Origin of the sequence: Rhodococcus sp. EPR-134, assembly GCF_001647205.1 — a bacterium.
GTDB lineage: Bacteria > Actinomycetota > Actinomycetes > Mycobacteriales > Mycobacteriaceae > Rhodococcus_F > Rhodococcus_F qingshengii.
On record NZ_LVCT01000363.1, the window covers coordinates 1 to 15,222 of the forward strand.

The following is a 15,222-nucleotide window of genomic DNA, read 5'->3' on the forward strand; positions in this document are numbered from 1 at the left end:
CAGCTCACCATCGAAGTCGCTCACACTCGCATGGCCGGTCGCCGACAGGGCGATCCACAATGCCCACCGCAGATCAGGATCGAGAGCCAGTCCGACCGGCCCCGGGCAGGTGCCGTCGAGTATCGACCGCACCTCGTCGGCGCGAGCATCGTTGACCGCTGCAGCGGCCGACAGAGCCCGTGCCCATGCCAGCTGTCTTCCGGACTCCGGTTCGGCCTCGAACACCGCCTTCCAGGTCGTTTCCAACCAGCCTGCACTTACATTGGGCCGCAAGCTTTTCGGAACGTAGTGAAGAACCGCGTATTGGGCATCGGTCAGGATCGAGCTGAGAATCGCAAGATCTGTCTCCGCGGGAGCGAATCGTTCCACCATGTCGAGGTACCGGAACACCGAGAGCTGCGCATCACGCACCGAGTTCCACAGCGACGACCAGATCACCCCGCGCGCAAGCGGATCGCTCACGCGGTCCAGGGATGCCTCGACAGTGGACAGAGATTCCGCGTCCAATCGCACCTTGGCGTAGGTGAGGTCTTCGTCGTTGAGCAGTGTGAGTGCTCCGGGCGGAAGGTCGACCGACGTGCGTGATTCGGTGATGTCGAGTTCGACGCGTTCGGTGCGAACAAGATCTCCGGACTCGTTGTAGTCGTAGATTCCGACTGCGAGCCGATGCGGCCGCGGGTCCGTCTGGACCACATCGGTTCCGTCGAGCGACAGCGTGGACACCCCGGTGGTCTGCAACCAGATTCGGGCCCATTCGCGCACGTCGCGCCCGGAAGTCTCCGTGAGCACGTCGAGCAGATCGACCAGCGTGGTGTTTCCGTACGCGTGAGCCTTGAAGTACCGGCGTGCCGCTTCGAAGAACGCGTCACGCCCGACGAACGCCACAAGTTGTTTGAGGACACTGGCGCCCTTGGCGTAGGTGATTCCGTCGAAGTTAAGCTTCGCAGCTTCGAGATCGACGATGTCGGCGACGATGGGATGAGTTGTCGGCAGCTGATCTTGGAGGTACGCCCACGCTTTTCGCTTGATGGCGAATGCCACCCAGGCATCGGTGAAGCGAGTGGCTTCGGCGCTGACCAGCGATCCCATGAAATCAGCAAAAGATTCTTTGAGCCACAGGTCGTCCCACCAGACCATGGTCACGAGATCGCCGAACCACATGTGCGCCATTTCGTGCAGGATCGTGTTGGCGCGGCGCTGATGCTGCTCGTCGGTTGCGGTGCCGCGGAACACGTATGCCTCGGTGAAGGTCACCAGTCCCGGGTTCTCCATGGCGCCGAGGTTGTACTCGGGGACAAAGATCTGGTCGTACTTGCCGAACGGATACGGATAGTCGAAGTACTCGGCGTAGAAGTCCAGCCCCTGACGGGTGATGTCGAAAACGTTGTCTGCATCAAGGTGTGGAGCCAACGACGCCCGGCACAGCGCACCCAACTCGACAGTGAGTTCGCCGCGACTCCACGACGACGCCACGCGGTGATACGGCCCGGCCGCGATCGCGGTGATGTAGGTCGAGATCGGCAGCGTCGGGGCGAAAGTGACGCGTTGTGCACCGTCCACGGAGAGAGTCTGGGTCGCGGGCTGATTCGACAGGACTTCCCAGCCGTCAGGTGCTGTCACCTCGAATGTGAAGGGCGCCTTGAGATCCGGCTGCTCGAAGCAGGCGAAAACACGCCTGGCATCGGCAGGCTCGTATTGCGTGTACAGATACGTCTGATCGTCAGCGTCGTCGACAAATCGGTGCAGCCCTTCGCCCGAACGGCTGTAGTGGCCGTGAGCTGCCACCCGAACGACGTTCGATCCGCCGAGTCCGCGCAGCCCGATCCGGGATCCGTCGTACTCCACCGGAATCGACGCACCGTCGACGTCCACGGAATCGACTGCAGCACCGATGAAATCGAGCCACGTGGACTCCACCGAGGACGTCAGATCAATTGTCGTGACCGTCGAAAAGGTCTTCACGGCGGAGTCGACCGCCGATCGCAGATCCAACTCCACCCGGTAACCGGCGACGGAGATGGCTCGAGATCGTTCGGCGACTTCGCTTCGATTCAGGTTCGCAGTACTCACGCACTCGATCCTGCCAGGCCGCGCGCGGCGATGTGAGCCGCCGTGCGCCTATCCCTTGAACGCGCCCTGCCAGACGGTGTCGAACGGCGTGTGTGCCGAGACGCGGCCTTCGATGCCCGCCGTGACGAACTTCTTGGCCAGAGCGACGGCTTCTCCCACGTCGGCGCCCTTTGCCAGTTCGGCGGTCACTGCGGCGGCCAGCGTGCAACCGGCACCCGAGACGCGCTCTTCGCCGACCTTGGGGGCGGAGAGAACCGTCACGTCGGTCCCGTCGAACAACACGTCGACGGCGTCGCCACCGGCGAGTTCGACACCGCCCTTTGCGAGCACGTACTTGGGTCCGAGGTCATGGATACGACGTGCGGCCTCGATGAGGTCGTCGACGCTTTCGATGCTGTCCATTCCGGCGAGGGTGCGTGCCTCGAACAGGTTGGGTGTGACGACGGTGGCGAGCGGGAGGATCGAATCACGAAGTGCTGTATCGGTATCGAGAGCCGCACCGGGCTCCTGGCCCTTGCAGATCAGGACCGGGTCGAGGACGACGTGGCGCCAGGACTGCCGACGCAGGCCCTCTGCCACAACCTCGATGGTGGCGGGCGTGCCCAACATGCCGATCTTGACGACGTCCAGATCGTGAGCCGCCGTGGCAGCCTCGATCTGATCAGCGATCACGTCAGGAGCGATCGGTACGAAGCGATGACCCCAGTTGTTCTTGGGATCGAACGAGACGATACATGTGGTGGTCGCTACGCCGTAGACGTCCAATGCCTGGAACGTCTTCAGGTCGACCTGCAGGCCGGCACCGCCAGTCGCTTCGGACCCAGCGATGACATAGGCGAGGTCAACCACAGCACAATCTCCTTCTTCGGACTTTCGAAACGTGCGTGGATGGCCACGAACGCGGGACCCAGTTTATCAACCGTTCCGACGTCTGGTTTTCGGCTATGCGGGCACCGGAGTTCCCCACGCGACGTCGTTGTCCTCGTATCCGAACGGCGGACCGACGAACTCGCCGCCGCAGGTGATCAGCGCGAGGGTTTCGGGTCCGTCGAGGCTGTTCAATCGCTCGACCGGCAGCTCGCCGTCCTTGCTGTAGTGATCGACCGCATCGATACGGTAGTTCCAGGTCTGTCCCCCGGCGCCCGCCACGGTCACGACCGAGCCGATTTCCAGTGTCGAGAACTTCTTTCCGAAACCGTCACCCTGATAGATGTCGTTGATGTGTCCGGTGATCACCACGGTGCCCGCGCCGGAGCCGGGAAATGCCGAATCTGCCCACCATCCGATCTCACTGACATCCTCGGGCGGAATGAGCGAGCCGTCCGTCGTCGTCTTGATCGGCAGGATGTCAGCGGTGCTGTTGCCTGTGCGCAGCGTGGTCGGGACATCCGGACCGTCGACCACCGCGCGAATTCCTGGCGGCAAATCTTGTTGGCCGGTCGCGAGGACGCGGGTCGGCGAGTCACCGTCGTCGGAACATCCGCCGATCAAGAGCATTGTCGCAACTACTGCAGCGGCCCACGTTCGGCTGGCCGTGGATCCAGGTGCCGCTGTCACGGACGAGAAGTCGGGCCGGACGGAATCTGGGAAATTGGTACTCGGTTTCCGACGTCACGACCGGGAAGTGCGTCACCGGAATCCCCACCGTTCCCACCGGAACCGTCACCACCGCCGTTCCCGCCACCGCTTCCATTCCCGCCGCCGCCGGGGCCCGGGCCGGGGCCGGGGCCGGGGCCGGGGCATTCACCTCCCGGATCGGTGGTGTCGCCGCTCAAAACGATCTTGACCGCAGAGAGGTTGACTGTCCGATTCTGGGCTACCTGGCCCGGAGTTGTGACGTCGAAGGCGAGCTTGGCACGTACGGGGATGACCGAACCGTCGTCAGCGTCGGTGACCGTTGATCCTGACCGGCCGAGATCTTGGGTCAACGTCATTCTGGAGATCAAATCCTGATCTCCGGTCAAGCCGGCGCCGTCGATCCGAAGGGTCCCTCGGACGGGACTTCCGTGGGCTCTGATCGTCACCGATGCGCGGAACTCGAGGATGTCTCCCGGCACTGTCCGCCACGCCTCGATCGAGTTGATTTTCGTTCCAGGCGATCCAGTCGAGATGTCGTACCAACCGTCGATCACGGCCGGATCGAGTGACATCGAATTTTCGTTGATTTCCGAGTTGCACGCGCGGGTGAGCGAAACGGGGGCAGCCGATCCCACTGCGGGGAGTGCTGTCGACACAACGGTCGCCAAGACGAAGGCCGTCGCGGTGATGCCCGCGGTACGCCTGCCGAAGATCGTCATTCTCTCGCTACCTTTTTTCCGCGGACCGTAGCTTCCGGTCAATTCAGTCAAAATACCAGTACAGCTGGACAAATAGGTCGAATTCCGTGCCGAATTCTTCTTGTTTTCTGTGAACTTCGGTTACGAGCAATTTCTCCGCACACGCGTTCCGGCAAGGGGTCCATCGGATCAACAGGGGTCAGAAGTTACATTTCGCCCGCACATCGGAGCAGATCGCACTGATTTCTCACCGCATTGGACAGGTATTTCCGTTTCATAGCGGTCAGCCGGTGGAACAACGATCACTACAACGAGCGTGCCGGGCACGTGTCCGGTCGCCCCCCCACCGAATCAAGGGAAACCGTCATGTCGGATACAACATCAGTCAAGCAGGGTTTCGCGGTAGGAACATCGATCGGGGCAGCCGTCATCTTGGTGACGGTCGGCATCGTGCAGTTCTTCCAAGGACTCGCTGCAGTCGCCGAAAACGAAGTGTTCGTAGTCGGGATCGACTACGTCTATCAGTTCGACCTGACGACGTGGGGTTGGATCCATCTCGTGTTGGGCGCGCTCGTCGCTCTCGTCGGGCTTGCACTGTTCACCGGAGCGGCCTGGGCGCGGGTGTCGGCAGTGGTGATCTGCGCGATCTCGATCATCGCGAACTTCTTGTGGCTGCCGTACTACCCCTGGTGGTCGACTCTCATCATCGCGCTGAACATCGTCGTGATCTGGGCTGTGTCGACATGGAAGCCCACCCAGACGACGCATGCCGCTGCGCATGCACCGTCAACGCCGACTCGATCTGCTTGAGTTGAAAGTATGTGTAGGTGGATGGCGTATTCCGGAGAGCCGATACTGGCCCATGACTTGCTGTTCAGGCCACAGCACTCGCTGATCGACCAGAGCCTGCATTCTCAACTCGGGGCCACGACGACAAATGGCGACGGCTTCGGAATCGGCTGGTACGGGGAAGGCCCCCAACCGGCAGTTTTCAAGAGCATCGAACCCGCGTGGAACGACTCGAACCTGCGCGAAGTCACCTCCCAATTGCGCACCCCTCTGCTGTTCGCTCACATCCGCGCCTCGACGGGAACTGCAGTGCAGCGCAGCAACTGTCACCCGTTCCGGCACCGGCAATGGTTGTGGATGCACAACGGTTCACTACACGGATTCCACGACATGAAACGGGAATTGGTGACTGCCATTGATCCGTCGCTCTTTCCGGATCTCGAAGGATCGACGGACTCGGAAACCTTGTTCTTCCTCGCGCTGACGTTCGGCCTGACCGACGATCCGTTCGAAGGTGTCGCGAGGGCCGTCGGATTCGTCGAGCACACGGCCCGCTCGCAGGGAATCGACAATCCGGTTCAGATGACCGTCGCCACGTCGGATGGCATCTCCACCTGGATCTTTCGCTATTCCAGCGAGCACCAGTCGAGGTCGTTGTTCTTCTCCACCGCGATTTCCATGTTGCGCAAGCTCCATCCTGAGGTGGATGCCCTGCACCATCTGAGTGAGGAGACCCGAATCGTCGTCTCCGAGCCTCTACGTGACCTTCCCGGCGCCTGGAACGAGGTTCCCGAATCCGCCGCAGGCGTCATCCGGCCCGGACGGGACGAGATGCGGAGCTTTGTGCCGATCCCACCAGCCTGATTGGGTCATACAACCAGGCATAGCTATGAAATAGCTTGCATTCGAAGCGCTTTCACGAAAACTGAGACAACGGAAACTCGGCACACTAGTCACGCGAGAGGATGAGCCGGAACGCCAAGCGAGCCTTCTCCGTATCCGGAGTGCCACCAGTGAGCAAATCGTTGTAGATGAACGACTCACCCACGCGAACCAGCAGATATGCCATGTCCTCGACGGGCAGGTCTGGCCGAATCTGCTCCGGTATTTCAGCTTCGATCAGCCTTCGCACGGATTCGACCATCGTGCCCTGAATCGGCCCCAGTCCAGTTGTGAGTATGCACAACGCCTTTTGCGGTTCCCGAGTCAAATACGTCCGGAAGAATTCGGTCTCGATTGTCGCCCGTGCATGGTAAGTGAGGACGTCGACAACCCTTGACGCTCCGCTTCCACCGCACTCCTCGAGGCCCATTCGCCACGTTCGGCGCGCCAGCGAATCGAGCACGTCACCGGTAATTGTGTCGCGATTCCCTGCACGCCGGAACAAGGTGGTCCGATCCACCCCCAACTCGGTGGCCAAAGCGTTCACATCGAGCGGTTTTCCGGCTGCGAACTGTCGTCGGGCGGCACTCAACGCTTCCGCGCGGATGTCACGTGTCTCGGCCATGGAGTGAATGTATCGCTGACGACGTGCTGGTCGGTAGCCGGAGGCGATCAGACGGCGCCATCGACGGCAATCGTTGCAACATTCATTGACTTTGTTGCAGGTGAGTGTTTATGGTTCCCCGGTACGTGATTCCAGTCACAACAGTTCAGTTGTTTACGGAGGAATGCGATGAACGATCACACGTGGACGACCCGACGATGAGCCCACTTCTGCAAGTACGAGACCTCACGGTTGACATTGGGACAGAATCGATTTCGAACAGACTCCTCGACCGAGTGAGCTTCGAGTTGGGGTCGGGCGAAATCACCGGCCTCGTAGGAGAGAGCGGGAGCGGAAAGACACTGACCGGACTCGCTCTGCTCGGTCTCTTGCCCCGTACGGCAACAACCAGCGGAAGCATCCGTTTGGAAGGACAGGAACTTGTGGGTCTGCCCGCCGCCAAGTTGAGGAAAATACGCGGTCGCGACGTCAGTATGGTCTTCCAGGACCCGAGTTCGGCTCTCAACCCCTCCGTCAGCATCGGTCGCCAGATCGTCGATGTGTTGAAGGCCCACCGCGACATCACGAAAGTCGATGCGGAGGACGTGGCTACAGATCTTCTCCACCAGGTCGGACTGGCCGACCCGAGCAGAACCTTGAAGTCGTACGGGTACGAGCTTTCCGGCGGGATGTGTCAGCGGGTGATGATCGCGATGGCCCTGGCATGCGGTCCGAAGTTGCTGATCGCGGACGAACCGACAACAGCGCTCGACGTCACCATCCAAGCTCAGATTGTCGATCTCCTTCGAGAACTGGCCGAACAGCGCGATCTTGCCGTGTTGTTGATCAGTCACGACCTCGCGGTTGTCGCCGAGGTCGCGGATCGAGTCATCACCATGTTTCGCGGCGAGATCGTCGACGTCGCGCCACGAGACGTGCTGCTTCGGCGGCCCGCGCAGCCCTACACGTTCAGCCTTCTCGAGGCGGCACGCTCGACATTCGAAGAAGTCTCCTCCCAATCACCCAAGGCGCGAGGCGATTTCACCAGCAAAGCCCCTGCTGACGGCGTGGGTTGCCGATACGTCGCCCGGTGCAACTACTCCGAGGAGCTCTGCATATCCGATCATCCACTTCTGATCGGATCACCGGAATCGGCAACAAGATGTCACCGCAGCGACGAACTCGAGTTGCTCGGACTGGTGAGCTGATGAGCAACACCGACGTCATCGTCGACGTTCGGAATCTGGCAGTCGAGTACGGACGCGGACGCAAAGCTCTTCGCGCGGTCGACGACGTCAGCTTCTCCGCACAGAGGGGCGAAACCCTTGCGATAATCGGTGAATCAGGATCGGGAAAATCCTCGACGGCTCACGCTCTCGCGGGTCTGGTGGCTACGGCCGCAGGCTCCATCACTATGAATCTCGACGACCCGGCGTTCGGCAAGGGTGGATCTTCCCATCTCATTTTTCAAAACCCTACGTCGGCCTTGAACAATCGGATGGCCTCATGGGCTTGCGTAGCCGAGCCGATGGCGCCAGGGCGTCTGCGCATCCCACAGTCCTTGCGGCCGAAAGCCGTCGAGCTGTTGCGTAGGGTCGGTCTCGGCGCTGAGCTTGCCGACCGCCTCCCGACCCAGCTCTCCGGCGGCCAACGCCAACGCGTGACCATCGCTCGTGCACTTGCCTCCAAGGCGCCACTGATTCTCTGCGACGAACCTGTTGCCTCCCTGGATGTTTCGCTTCAGGAAGAGGTGTTGCAGCTTCTTGCCGATCTCCGAGAAGAACATGACCTCACGTACATCTTCATTTCGCACGATTTGGGTTCGGTGGCACGGATCGCCGATCGCGTCGCGGTGATGTACCTCGGCCGAATCGTCGAGATCGGACCGGTTGCCACGGTCCTGAGGACTCCATCGCACCCCTACACGCAGGCGCTTCTCGCCGCGGCCCCGCACATCGAACTCGAGCGGCGCAGTCGTCGGAAAGCATTGGTGCGGGGCGAGTTACCCGACCCACGGAATCCACCCTCGGGCTGTCGATTCCGCACCCGCTGCCCGTTTGCGATGGATCGCTGTGCGTCGGAAGCGCCGTCACTTCGCGCGGCCTCGAATTCCGCACACAGCTCCGCCTGCCATCTATCGTCCCCGGCCACATCGATCGGAATCTCCAACCCGCCGCAGTAAATGCGTGCCGCGTCAGTCTCCCCCCTTCCGAGAAGACCAAAGCGAAAGTCCACCATATGAATCCGCGTCTGTCTTTGCGATCCCGATATCCGATCACACGCTTCCAGAATCATGGGAAAAGTGGCCCACGTGTGCTGGTAGCTGCGTTTGCACTTTCTGCTCTTGTGCTCAGCGGCTGTTCGAGCAGCGCCACCGGTACCGCCGGCGATACCGGACCTGCCGATCCGAACGCCGAACTCAAGATCGCGACATCGCACGTGCCCGCCTCGCTCGACCCGTGTGCGGGAAACATCGGATACGACATCGACTACTTACAGTTGATGTATGCACCACTGATCGATGCGGAACCTGCCACCCAGAAGTTGCGGCCCGGAATCGCCAGCGAGTGGGGCTTCTCCGGACCGGACAACCTGACGTTCGAGATGACGTTGCAGAACGGCTTGACCTTCCACGACGGTACAGCTGTCGATGCAGCAGCCGTCAAGGCAAGCATGGAACACTGCTTGAGTCTCGGAATCGTTTCCGTCCCGACGATCAAGAGCATCGAAGCAACGTCCCCAGATCACGTCACGATCTCGTTGAGTTCACCTACCTCCGGTTTACCAGGCTGGCTCAACGGCAGATTGGGAATGGTGGTCTCCCCCACTGCGCTGGCAGCAGCAGGGGCAGACTTCGCCAACATGCCTGTAGGCGCAGGGCCGTACACATTCACCAGCGCAGTCCCGAACAGTTCATACACATTCAGTCGATTCGACGATTACAAACCGGCAGGTCCACCCAGCCCCCAGCTCGCCAAGATCCAGATCCAGGTGATCTCCAATCCCACAGCGCTGACAAATGCCCTGACATCGAACGCTGCGGATTTTGCATACGGGCTCACACCGTCGAGTGCTCCGATCCTCGAACGGAATCCCAACCTGAACGTCAGTCACGACCCGAGACTCGGAGTTGCGCTCGTCGTGATCAACAACAAGAACCCTGTGGTTAACGACGTCCGGGTTCGTCTGGCGATGCAGTATGCGCTCGACCGCAAGGCAATTGCGCGAGCCGCGCTGGACAGCTCGGAAGGAACTGCGGCGTTCGGTCAATATCCTCCCGGTTCGCAGTTCTACGACGAGGAAACCGAAGATGCATGGCCGTACGACCCGGAGAAGGCCAAATCGCTGCTAGCGGAGGCGGGGTATCCGAATGGGGTCACCGTGCGCGGACTAGCAGGCAACCTACCGCCGTACTCGACCAACGCGGTCCTTGTCGGAGAACAATGGGAGAAAGTCGGCATCAAGGTCGACTTCGTCGAAATGAGTGGACCTCAGGCGATTACGGAGTTCGTCGCACACAACAGCGCGGACGTCTTCAGCGTGGGATGGCCCACGCGAGCATCCGCACCGCTCAATTTCGAAGCCTCTCTGGGTTCGCGATCGTACTTCCGGCAGAATTCCGTCCCCAACGAGGAGTTGGAGAAGCTGATCGCACTGCTGAACAACACGTATGACGAAACCGCTCAGCTCGACATCGTCAAACAGATCAATCAAGTCGTGATCAAGTCCGCTGAGTACGTACCGTTGTACTTCACTCCCGACGTGGTCGCCTACACGAAGAACGTCCACGGGGCCGTTCCTGCACTGAACGGCTCCCCCAATCTGACGTACCTCTCGAAGTCATGACGACGACCGTTGTATCGCAAGAGAATTCGTTGGCCCCCGAGCCTGAGAGCGATCCGACCCGAAACCCTCACCGATCGCCGGTGAATCCTTACATACGGATGATCGGCGTCCGGTTCGCACAGATAATTCCTACCGCGATTATCGCTAGTTTCATAACCTTTGCCCTTATCCGGATAATCCCCGGTGGACCAGCCGAGGCACTTCTCGGTCCGAACGGCAGCGATGAAGCGATCGCGGCACTCAACGAGCGCCTCGGATTGAATCAACCTCTGCTGGTCCAGTACTGGAACTGGGTGGTGTCGGCTCTGCACGGAGATCTGGGAACGTCGCTACAGAACAGCGCCCCCGTCGGCCCACAGATCCTTGCGCGCCTGCCGGCGAGCGCCGAGCTCGTTGTACTCGCACTGTTACTGTCCGCCGTCGTCGCCATACCGCTCGGTGTGTGGACCGCGACGCGGCAGGGACGACGCAGCGATGGTCTGACCCGCACGGTTTCGGGGATCGGACTCGCGGTACCGGACTTCTTCCTCGCTATCGTGCTGGTCGATGTCTTCGCCCTCGGTTTGGGAGTTCTACCGGTGCTCGGCTGGGTTCCTCTCGAGAACAGTGTGATCGACAACCTGAGCCATTTGGTCCTACCAGCAACGGCGCTCGCTGCCGGCGCAGCATCGATTGCGGTTCGGCAGACCAGGGCTGCGATGATCGAGACACTGTCAAGTGACTACGTACGAACTGCGCGTGCGATGGGTATCGACGAGCGGAAGATCGTGTGGCGCTACGCGCTACGAAACATCGTTCCCACGATTGTCACTGTCTATGGATTGCTCGCCGTGGCGATGCTGGGTGCGACGGTCATTCTCGAGCAGATCTTCGTGCTGCCGGGCCTCGGGAGCGCTCTCGTCATTGCGATCGACACGCGAGATTATCCGATGCTTCAAGGCATTGTGTTGCTGTTCGTCGTGATCGTGCTTCTCGTGAACATCCTGGTCGACGTCGTCAACAACATGATCAGCCCACAATTGAGGAAGGGAACGATCTCGTGAGCCAACTCGCGCTTACCACCGCAGGCGAGACCCGCTCCAAGTGGGCTCTCCCTCGACTGCACCCCGGATTATGGCTCAGCTACTGCTTTCTCGGAACGCTGATAGCGGCGTCCGTCTTGGCCTCGTTCGTGGCTCCGCACAGTCCGACCGATCAGAACCTGACCAACACGTTCGCCGGTCCGAGTGCACAGCACCTGCTTGGCACTGACGGCTTCGGTCGTGACGTGCTCAGTCGATTGATCTGGGGAGGACGCTCCGCCTTCTTCGGCGTCGCGATCGCTGTCGCTGTCAGTCTGCTGTTGGGAATTCCGTGGGGGTTGATCGCCGGATATTGGCCACGCTGGATCGGCGCGTCACTCCTCCGGGTGGCGGACGCATTGCTGGCATTCCCAGGTTTGGTTCTCGCAGTGGCTATTACCGGTGTTCTGGGGCCGAGCCTGATCACGTCGATGTCAGCGCTCGGAGTCGTCTATGCACCCACAATTGCAAGAATTCTGGCTGCCGGGGTCAGCGAAACGAGGAACCGAGACTTCGTTCTGAGCGCGCGACTCTCAGGATGCCCGCCGCACGTAGTGCTCCTGCGTCATCTTCTTCCGCACGCAATCGGGCCGGTTGTCGTTCAGGTGACCGTGCTCACCGGCCTGACTTTTCTCGCGCAGGCGGCACTCTCATTCCTGGGGTTGGGAATACAGCCCCCCACTCCGAGTTGGGGCGGTGACCTATCCGATGCGTACCTGCACATCTTGAGTGCACCACAACAGATTCTCCCCTCCGGCATTCTGATTTCATTGGTCGTCCTGGCCGTCTACCGAGTGGGTGATGCCGTCCGGGACCGCATGTATGTCAGAGGGAGATAGCCGGCGTAGAACAACCATCCGAATCGACTGTTCGAAGACCACACCACCAGCATGAAGGACTATCGATGACCTCGATCGCACCAGAAACCGCGCGCCGCGTCTTCCGTGGAGCCGAACCGATACACGGCATGATCTACTTCACCCCTTTCGGCGCGGAAGCATATGCCGCACTGGGCTTTACACACCCTCGAATGGGCTACTTCGCTTCGCGGTCTGCGCCCATGGGCGCAGTAGCGGCTGAAGTCACCATCGCTACGTTCTTCAACTTCAACCCCGAACTGGTACACGCGGTGCTGCCGGAAGCCTGGACAATCGCCACCCCCGAACAGATCCTCACCGCTCGGCTCGACGCTGTCGACCGTTCGCTGCGCAAGGCCTGGGGAGAACATGTCGACGGCACCGAAGTTCGCGAAGCTGCCGAACTCGCACGTCGAGCCGCGGAACGCGCCTGCAACAGACCACAAGGGCGACCCCTGTTCGGTGGGCACGCATCATTGCCGTGGCCTGAGGAGCCTCATCTCGTGTTGTGGCATGCCCAATCCTTGCTCCGGGAGTTTCGCGGAGATTCTCATGTCGCACTTCTTCACGCCGAGGGACTCAACGGTGTCGAAGCGTTGGTAGTCCACGCCGCAACCGGTGATGTTCCTGCTGCTGCTCTGCAAATGAGCCGGGCATGGGACAACGATCAGTGGGCGGAAGGCGTCGAAAGTGTGCGGGCGCGTGGATGGCTCGAAGGCGGCCCCGAGCTTCACCTGAACGAGGTGGGTCGCGATCGCCGGAAGCGGGTTGAGCATCAGACCGATGTGCTGGGGTCGTACCCGTACGAGGCGATCGGAGAGACCGGATGCAGTCGACTGATCGAAATCTCGGAACGTCTCTCCGGTGAAGTGATCGATGCAGATCTCGGATTTCCGGCAGCACTGGCAGCACGTCGCCGATTGCGTGCGTGACAGCAGGTCGTGAGTGTCGAACGTGGCTGGTGGTGATACGACGAGGGTGTCACCACCAGCCCCTTCACACAATTATCGCCGAAGTCGGCTGCGCCCCCAATCTGCACAGTGAGAAGGCATCCGGATGAGACTGCCGTTGTGCCGAATTCTCCCGCGGGATGGGTCAAGATGGCTAGATGTGGAAACAGGCACTCGGGTTTGCTTTGTTCGGTGCGACCGTTGCCATCGTCACGGCGGCGCTGACACAGGGATCGGCACAGGCGTCCGCCACGATCACCCTCTTTTCGGGTGGCACCACAATCTCGGGCTTCGCGGGTGAATCGCAATGGACCTGGCCCATCGAGGCTGCGGTGATCGGCGCCCTTCTGGGCGCGCTGACCGGGTTCGTGCTCCGCCTCGCGGGCGTGCGAATCTCCGGAGGCCAGGACAATCGAATGGTTCCAACTGTGGTGGCAGGCCTCGCAGGCGTCACGCTTGGGTTGACGCCCCTGTTGGTCTTGATCGGCATGGCATTCACCGGGTCGGTTGATATCGGATGGTCCCCGCTCCTGGTCTATGCCGTCAGCGGTCTCCTGGCGTATGGCATTTCGGTCGCCGCCGTGTTCGGAGTCCTTCGCGCTGCCGGGGATCGACTTACTGTTCGCACGACGCGAGCGGTGGCGGCGATGCTTCCGGTCGGGGCGTTGGCGGCGACGACTGTAGGTGTCGGTACTGCGTGGAGGCTGGGCTTTTCCACCACCACTCCCACCTGGATCGCGGTCGTACTGCTGGTCGTTCTCGTATTGTCCATGACGTTCGTTGCGGCCCGGGCGTGGGCTCTACGGATTCAGCCTCGTGACTTACCAGAAGTCGCATAGGCAGTGGGACGATTGATTCGGACGGGTGCGTTGAGATGAGGGGCGAACGAATCTTCGCGGGACTCGTCGTCGGCCTCCTACTGGGACTGTTCGGCTACCTGCCATTGGTACTCCTGTGGCAACACTTCGCCGATGTCCCGCAGCCGCAGCTGTATCCGAACCGTTCGTTCACGTCGTTCGGGCCCAACCCACCACCACTCACCTACTGGATAAGTTGGGCGGCGCCTGCCGCCGTGTTCGTCTTGCTCGGACTTATGACTATTCCCAGCCGCACCGGCAGGCAATTCGCGTTGCCATTGGTGCTCGCGTTCCTGCCGGTCGCGGCAATGGTGGCGTGGTTCTGGATCTCGATGGAACTGTTCTTCAGCCCCGACTGATCACTCACTCGGCTGCGTATCGCGAACCCCACTGCGCGCACGCGCAATGGCGCCCTTGTTGCGCAATGCGATCCCCTGATGCACCGCAGCAAGTACCAATGCCAGCACTGCAGCAGGGAGGCTCCCCACCATCGACAGCAGAGAAGGCATATCAGAGCTGAAAGCTGCAAAGAAACCCAATACTGCAGCGCAAAGCATTGTCGCCGAGACGATCCAGGAAACTAATGGTCGTGGGATCACGGCTGGAATAACGCACAGAGCCACCGGCAACGCCAGCACCAAGAAGAGCTCCCGCCCGAAGTAGTTGTGAATCGAGCGGTAACAATCGGCAGAACTGAGCGGGCCGAGGCCTATTTCGCAATCGGTGATCTCGTACAGCGGCCACTGTGCCGTCGCGGATCCCAGAATCCCGGTGGCGACCGCCAGTACAACCCACGCGATCCGAATCCCAATCATACGAAGAGATCATGCCAGTAGGCGAAATTGCGCTCCGGAGAAGAAAGCAATTACGACTCGAACTGCGTGGAAGGTCGATACCGTCAACGCTAATCAAAGAATGGATCAAACTATGTGGGTCTGCTGCACGGATAGGTGACATCTGATCTGTGGTGCCGAGAGGTGCCGCTGGAAGGATGTGCACCATGCCGAAGCCCTATCCCCGAGAGTTCCGT

Annotated in this window: 16 protein-coding genes; 10 read left to right on the forward strand and 6 right to left on the reverse strand. The window is 60.7% G+C overall.

Features of this window, described 5'->3' with window-relative positions:
- The 4 genes from pepN to A2J01_RS16340 form a co-directional block, all read right to left on the reverse strand.
- On the reverse strand, positions 1-2,070 hold a 2,070-nt coding region (gene pepN / locus A2J01_RS16325; RefSeq protein WP_064113104.1), incomplete at its 3' end, for an aminopeptidase N.
- 48 nt (positions 2,071-2,118) lie between these two features.
- The gene (gene thiD / locus A2J01_RS16330; protein WP_003946192.1) at positions 2,119-2,919 is read right to left on the reverse strand and encodes a bifunctional hydroxymethylpyrimidine kinase/phosphomethylpyrimidine kinase; all 801 of its coding nucleotides are present in this window, start codon (positions 2,917-2,919) and stop codon (positions 2,119-2,121) included.
- Between the two features lie 93 nt (positions 2,920-3,012).
- Complete coding sequence (locus A2J01_RS16335) at positions 3,013-3,627, reverse strand: class F sortase (protein WP_231915802.1); 615 nt, start codon at positions 3,625-3,627, stop codon at positions 3,013-3,015.
- Positions 3,624-4,367 carry a hypothetical protein gene (locus A2J01_RS16340; RefSeq protein WP_054187372.1) on the reverse strand — a complete coding sequence of 248 codons (744 nt, stop codon included), beginning with the start codon at positions 4,365-4,367 and terminating at the stop codon, positions 3,624-3,626. The genes A2J01_RS16335 and A2J01_RS16340 overlap by 4 nt, the downstream gene beginning before the upstream one ends.
- A 345-nt stretch (positions 4,368-4,712) precedes the next feature.
- Here A2J01_RS16340 and A2J01_RS16345 point away from each other — a divergent pair, with 345 nt between their 5' ends.
- Complete coding sequence (locus A2J01_RS16345) at positions 4,713-5,156, forward strand: DUF7144 family membrane protein (protein ID WP_030537512.1); 444 nt, start codon at positions 4,713-4,715, stop codon at positions 5,154-5,156.
- A gap of 21 nt (positions 5,157-5,177) precedes the next feature.
- On the forward strand, positions 5,178-5,999 hold the full coding sequence (locus A2J01_RS16350) for a class II glutamine amidotransferase (RefSeq protein ID WP_064113105.1): 822 nt from the start codon (positions 5,178-5,180) through the stop codon (positions 5,997-5,999).
- Between the two features lie 85 nt (positions 6,000-6,084).
- Here A2J01_RS16350 and A2J01_RS16355 read toward each other — a convergent pair whose 3' ends face one another.
- Positions 6,085-6,642, reverse strand: a complete 558-nt coding sequence (locus A2J01_RS16355) for a QsdR family transcriptional regulator (RefSeq protein WP_021333511.1) — start codon at positions 6,640-6,642, stop codon at positions 6,085-6,087.
- Positions 6,643-6,917: 275 nt separating this feature from the next.
- Between A2J01_RS16355 and A2J01_RS16360 the strand changes: the two genes are divergently transcribed.
- The 8 genes from A2J01_RS16360 to A2J01_RS16395 all read left to right on the forward strand — a co-directional run bounded on the left by A2J01_RS16360 (position 6,918) and on the right by A2J01_RS16395 (position 14,551).
- Positions 6,918-7,829 carry an ABC transporter ATP-binding protein gene (locus A2J01_RS16360; protein ID WP_231915803.1) on the forward strand — a complete coding sequence of 304 codons (912 nt, stop codon included), beginning with the start codon at positions 6,918-6,920 and terminating at the stop codon, positions 7,827-7,829.
- On the forward strand, positions 7,829-8,803 hold the full coding sequence (locus tag A2J01_RS16365; RefSeq protein ID WP_064113106.1) for an oligopeptide/dipeptide ABC transporter ATP-binding protein: 975 nt from the start codon (positions 7,829-7,831) through the stop codon (positions 8,801-8,803). The genes A2J01_RS16360 and A2J01_RS16365 overlap by 1 nt, the downstream gene beginning before the upstream one ends.
- A 131-nt stretch (positions 8,804-8,934) precedes the next feature.
- Positions 8,935-10,467 carry an ABC transporter substrate-binding protein gene (locus A2J01_RS16370; protein ID WP_197494234.1) on the forward strand — a complete coding sequence of 511 codons (1,533 nt, stop codon included), beginning with the start codon at positions 8,935-8,937 and terminating at the stop codon, positions 10,465-10,467.
- Between the two features lie 80 nt (positions 10,468-10,547).
- Positions 10,548-11,510 carry an ABC transporter permease gene (locus tag A2J01_RS16375; protein ID WP_158510646.1) on the forward strand — a complete coding sequence of 321 codons (963 nt, stop codon included), beginning with the start codon at positions 10,548-10,550 and terminating at the stop codon, positions 11,508-11,510.
- Complete coding sequence (locus tag A2J01_RS16380) at positions 11,507-12,367, forward strand: ABC transporter permease (protein ID WP_020969703.1); 861 nt, start codon at positions 11,507-11,509, stop codon at positions 12,365-12,367. The genes A2J01_RS16375 and A2J01_RS16380 overlap by 4 nt, the downstream gene beginning before the upstream one ends.
- Before the next feature lie 65 nt (positions 12,368-12,432).
- Positions 12,433-13,317, forward strand: coding sequence for an SCO6745 family protein (locus tag A2J01_RS16385; protein WP_021333517.1), 885 nt, complete (start codon positions 12,433-12,435; stop codon positions 13,315-13,317).
- Between the two features lie 176 nt (positions 13,318-13,493).
- Positions 13,494-14,174: a hypothetical protein gene (locus tag A2J01_RS16390; protein ID WP_064113108.1), complete on the forward strand. Its 681-nt coding sequence runs from the start codon at positions 13,494-13,496 to the stop codon at positions 14,172-14,174.
- A 35-nt stretch (positions 14,175-14,209) separates the two neighbouring features.
- Positions 14,210-14,551 carry a hypothetical protein gene (locus tag A2J01_RS16395; protein ID WP_054826150.1) on the forward strand — a complete coding sequence of 114 codons (342 nt, stop codon included), beginning with the start codon at positions 14,210-14,212 and terminating at the stop codon, positions 14,549-14,551.
- On the opposite strand, the gene A2J01_RS16400 is transcribed toward A2J01_RS16395, so the two are convergent.
- Positions 14,552-15,007 carry a hypothetical protein gene (locus A2J01_RS16400; RefSeq protein ID WP_064113109.1) on the reverse strand — a complete coding sequence of 152 codons (456 nt, stop codon included), beginning with the start codon at positions 15,005-15,007 and terminating at the stop codon, positions 14,552-14,554.
- Positions 15,008-15,222 lie beyond the last annotated feature (215 nt).

Bases quoted from the DNA above. Each gene is read 5' to 3' on its own strand.
- A2J01_RS16395 (WP_054826150.1), top strand. From the start codon at position 14,210: ATGAGGGGCGAACGAATCTTCGCGGGACTCGTCGTCGGCCTCCTACTG.
- A2J01_RS16340 (WP_054187372.1), bottom strand. From the start codon at position 4,367: ATGACGATCTTCGGCAGGCGTACCGCGGGCATCACCGCGACGGCCTTC.
- A2J01_RS16365 (WP_064113106.1), top strand. From the start codon at position 7,829: ATGAGCAACACCGACGTCATCGTCGACGTTCGGAATCTGGCAGTCGAG.
- A2J01_RS16355 (WP_021333511.1), bottom strand. From the start codon at position 6,642: ATGGCCGAGACACGTGACATCCGCGCGGAAGCGTTGAGTGCCGCCCGA.
- A2J01_RS16400 (WP_064113109.1), bottom strand. From the start codon at position 15,007: ATGATTGGGATTCGGATCGCGTGGGTTGTACTGGCGGTCGCCACCGGG.
- A2J01_RS16345 (WP_030537512.1), top strand. From the start codon at position 4,713: ATGTCGGATACAACATCAGTCAAGCAGGGTTTCGCGGTAGGAACATCG.
- A2J01_RS16385 (WP_021333517.1), top strand. From the start codon at position 12,433: ATGACCTCGATCGCACCAGAAACCGCGCGCCGCGTCTTCCGTGGAGCC.
- A2J01_RS16390 (WP_064113108.1), top strand. From the start codon at position 13,494: ATGTGGAAACAGGCACTCGGGTTTGCTTTGTTCGGTGCGACCGTTGCC.
- A2J01_RS16350 (WP_064113105.1), top strand. From the start codon at position 5,178: ATGGCGTATTCCGGAGAGCCGATACTGGCCCATGACTTGCTGTTCAGG.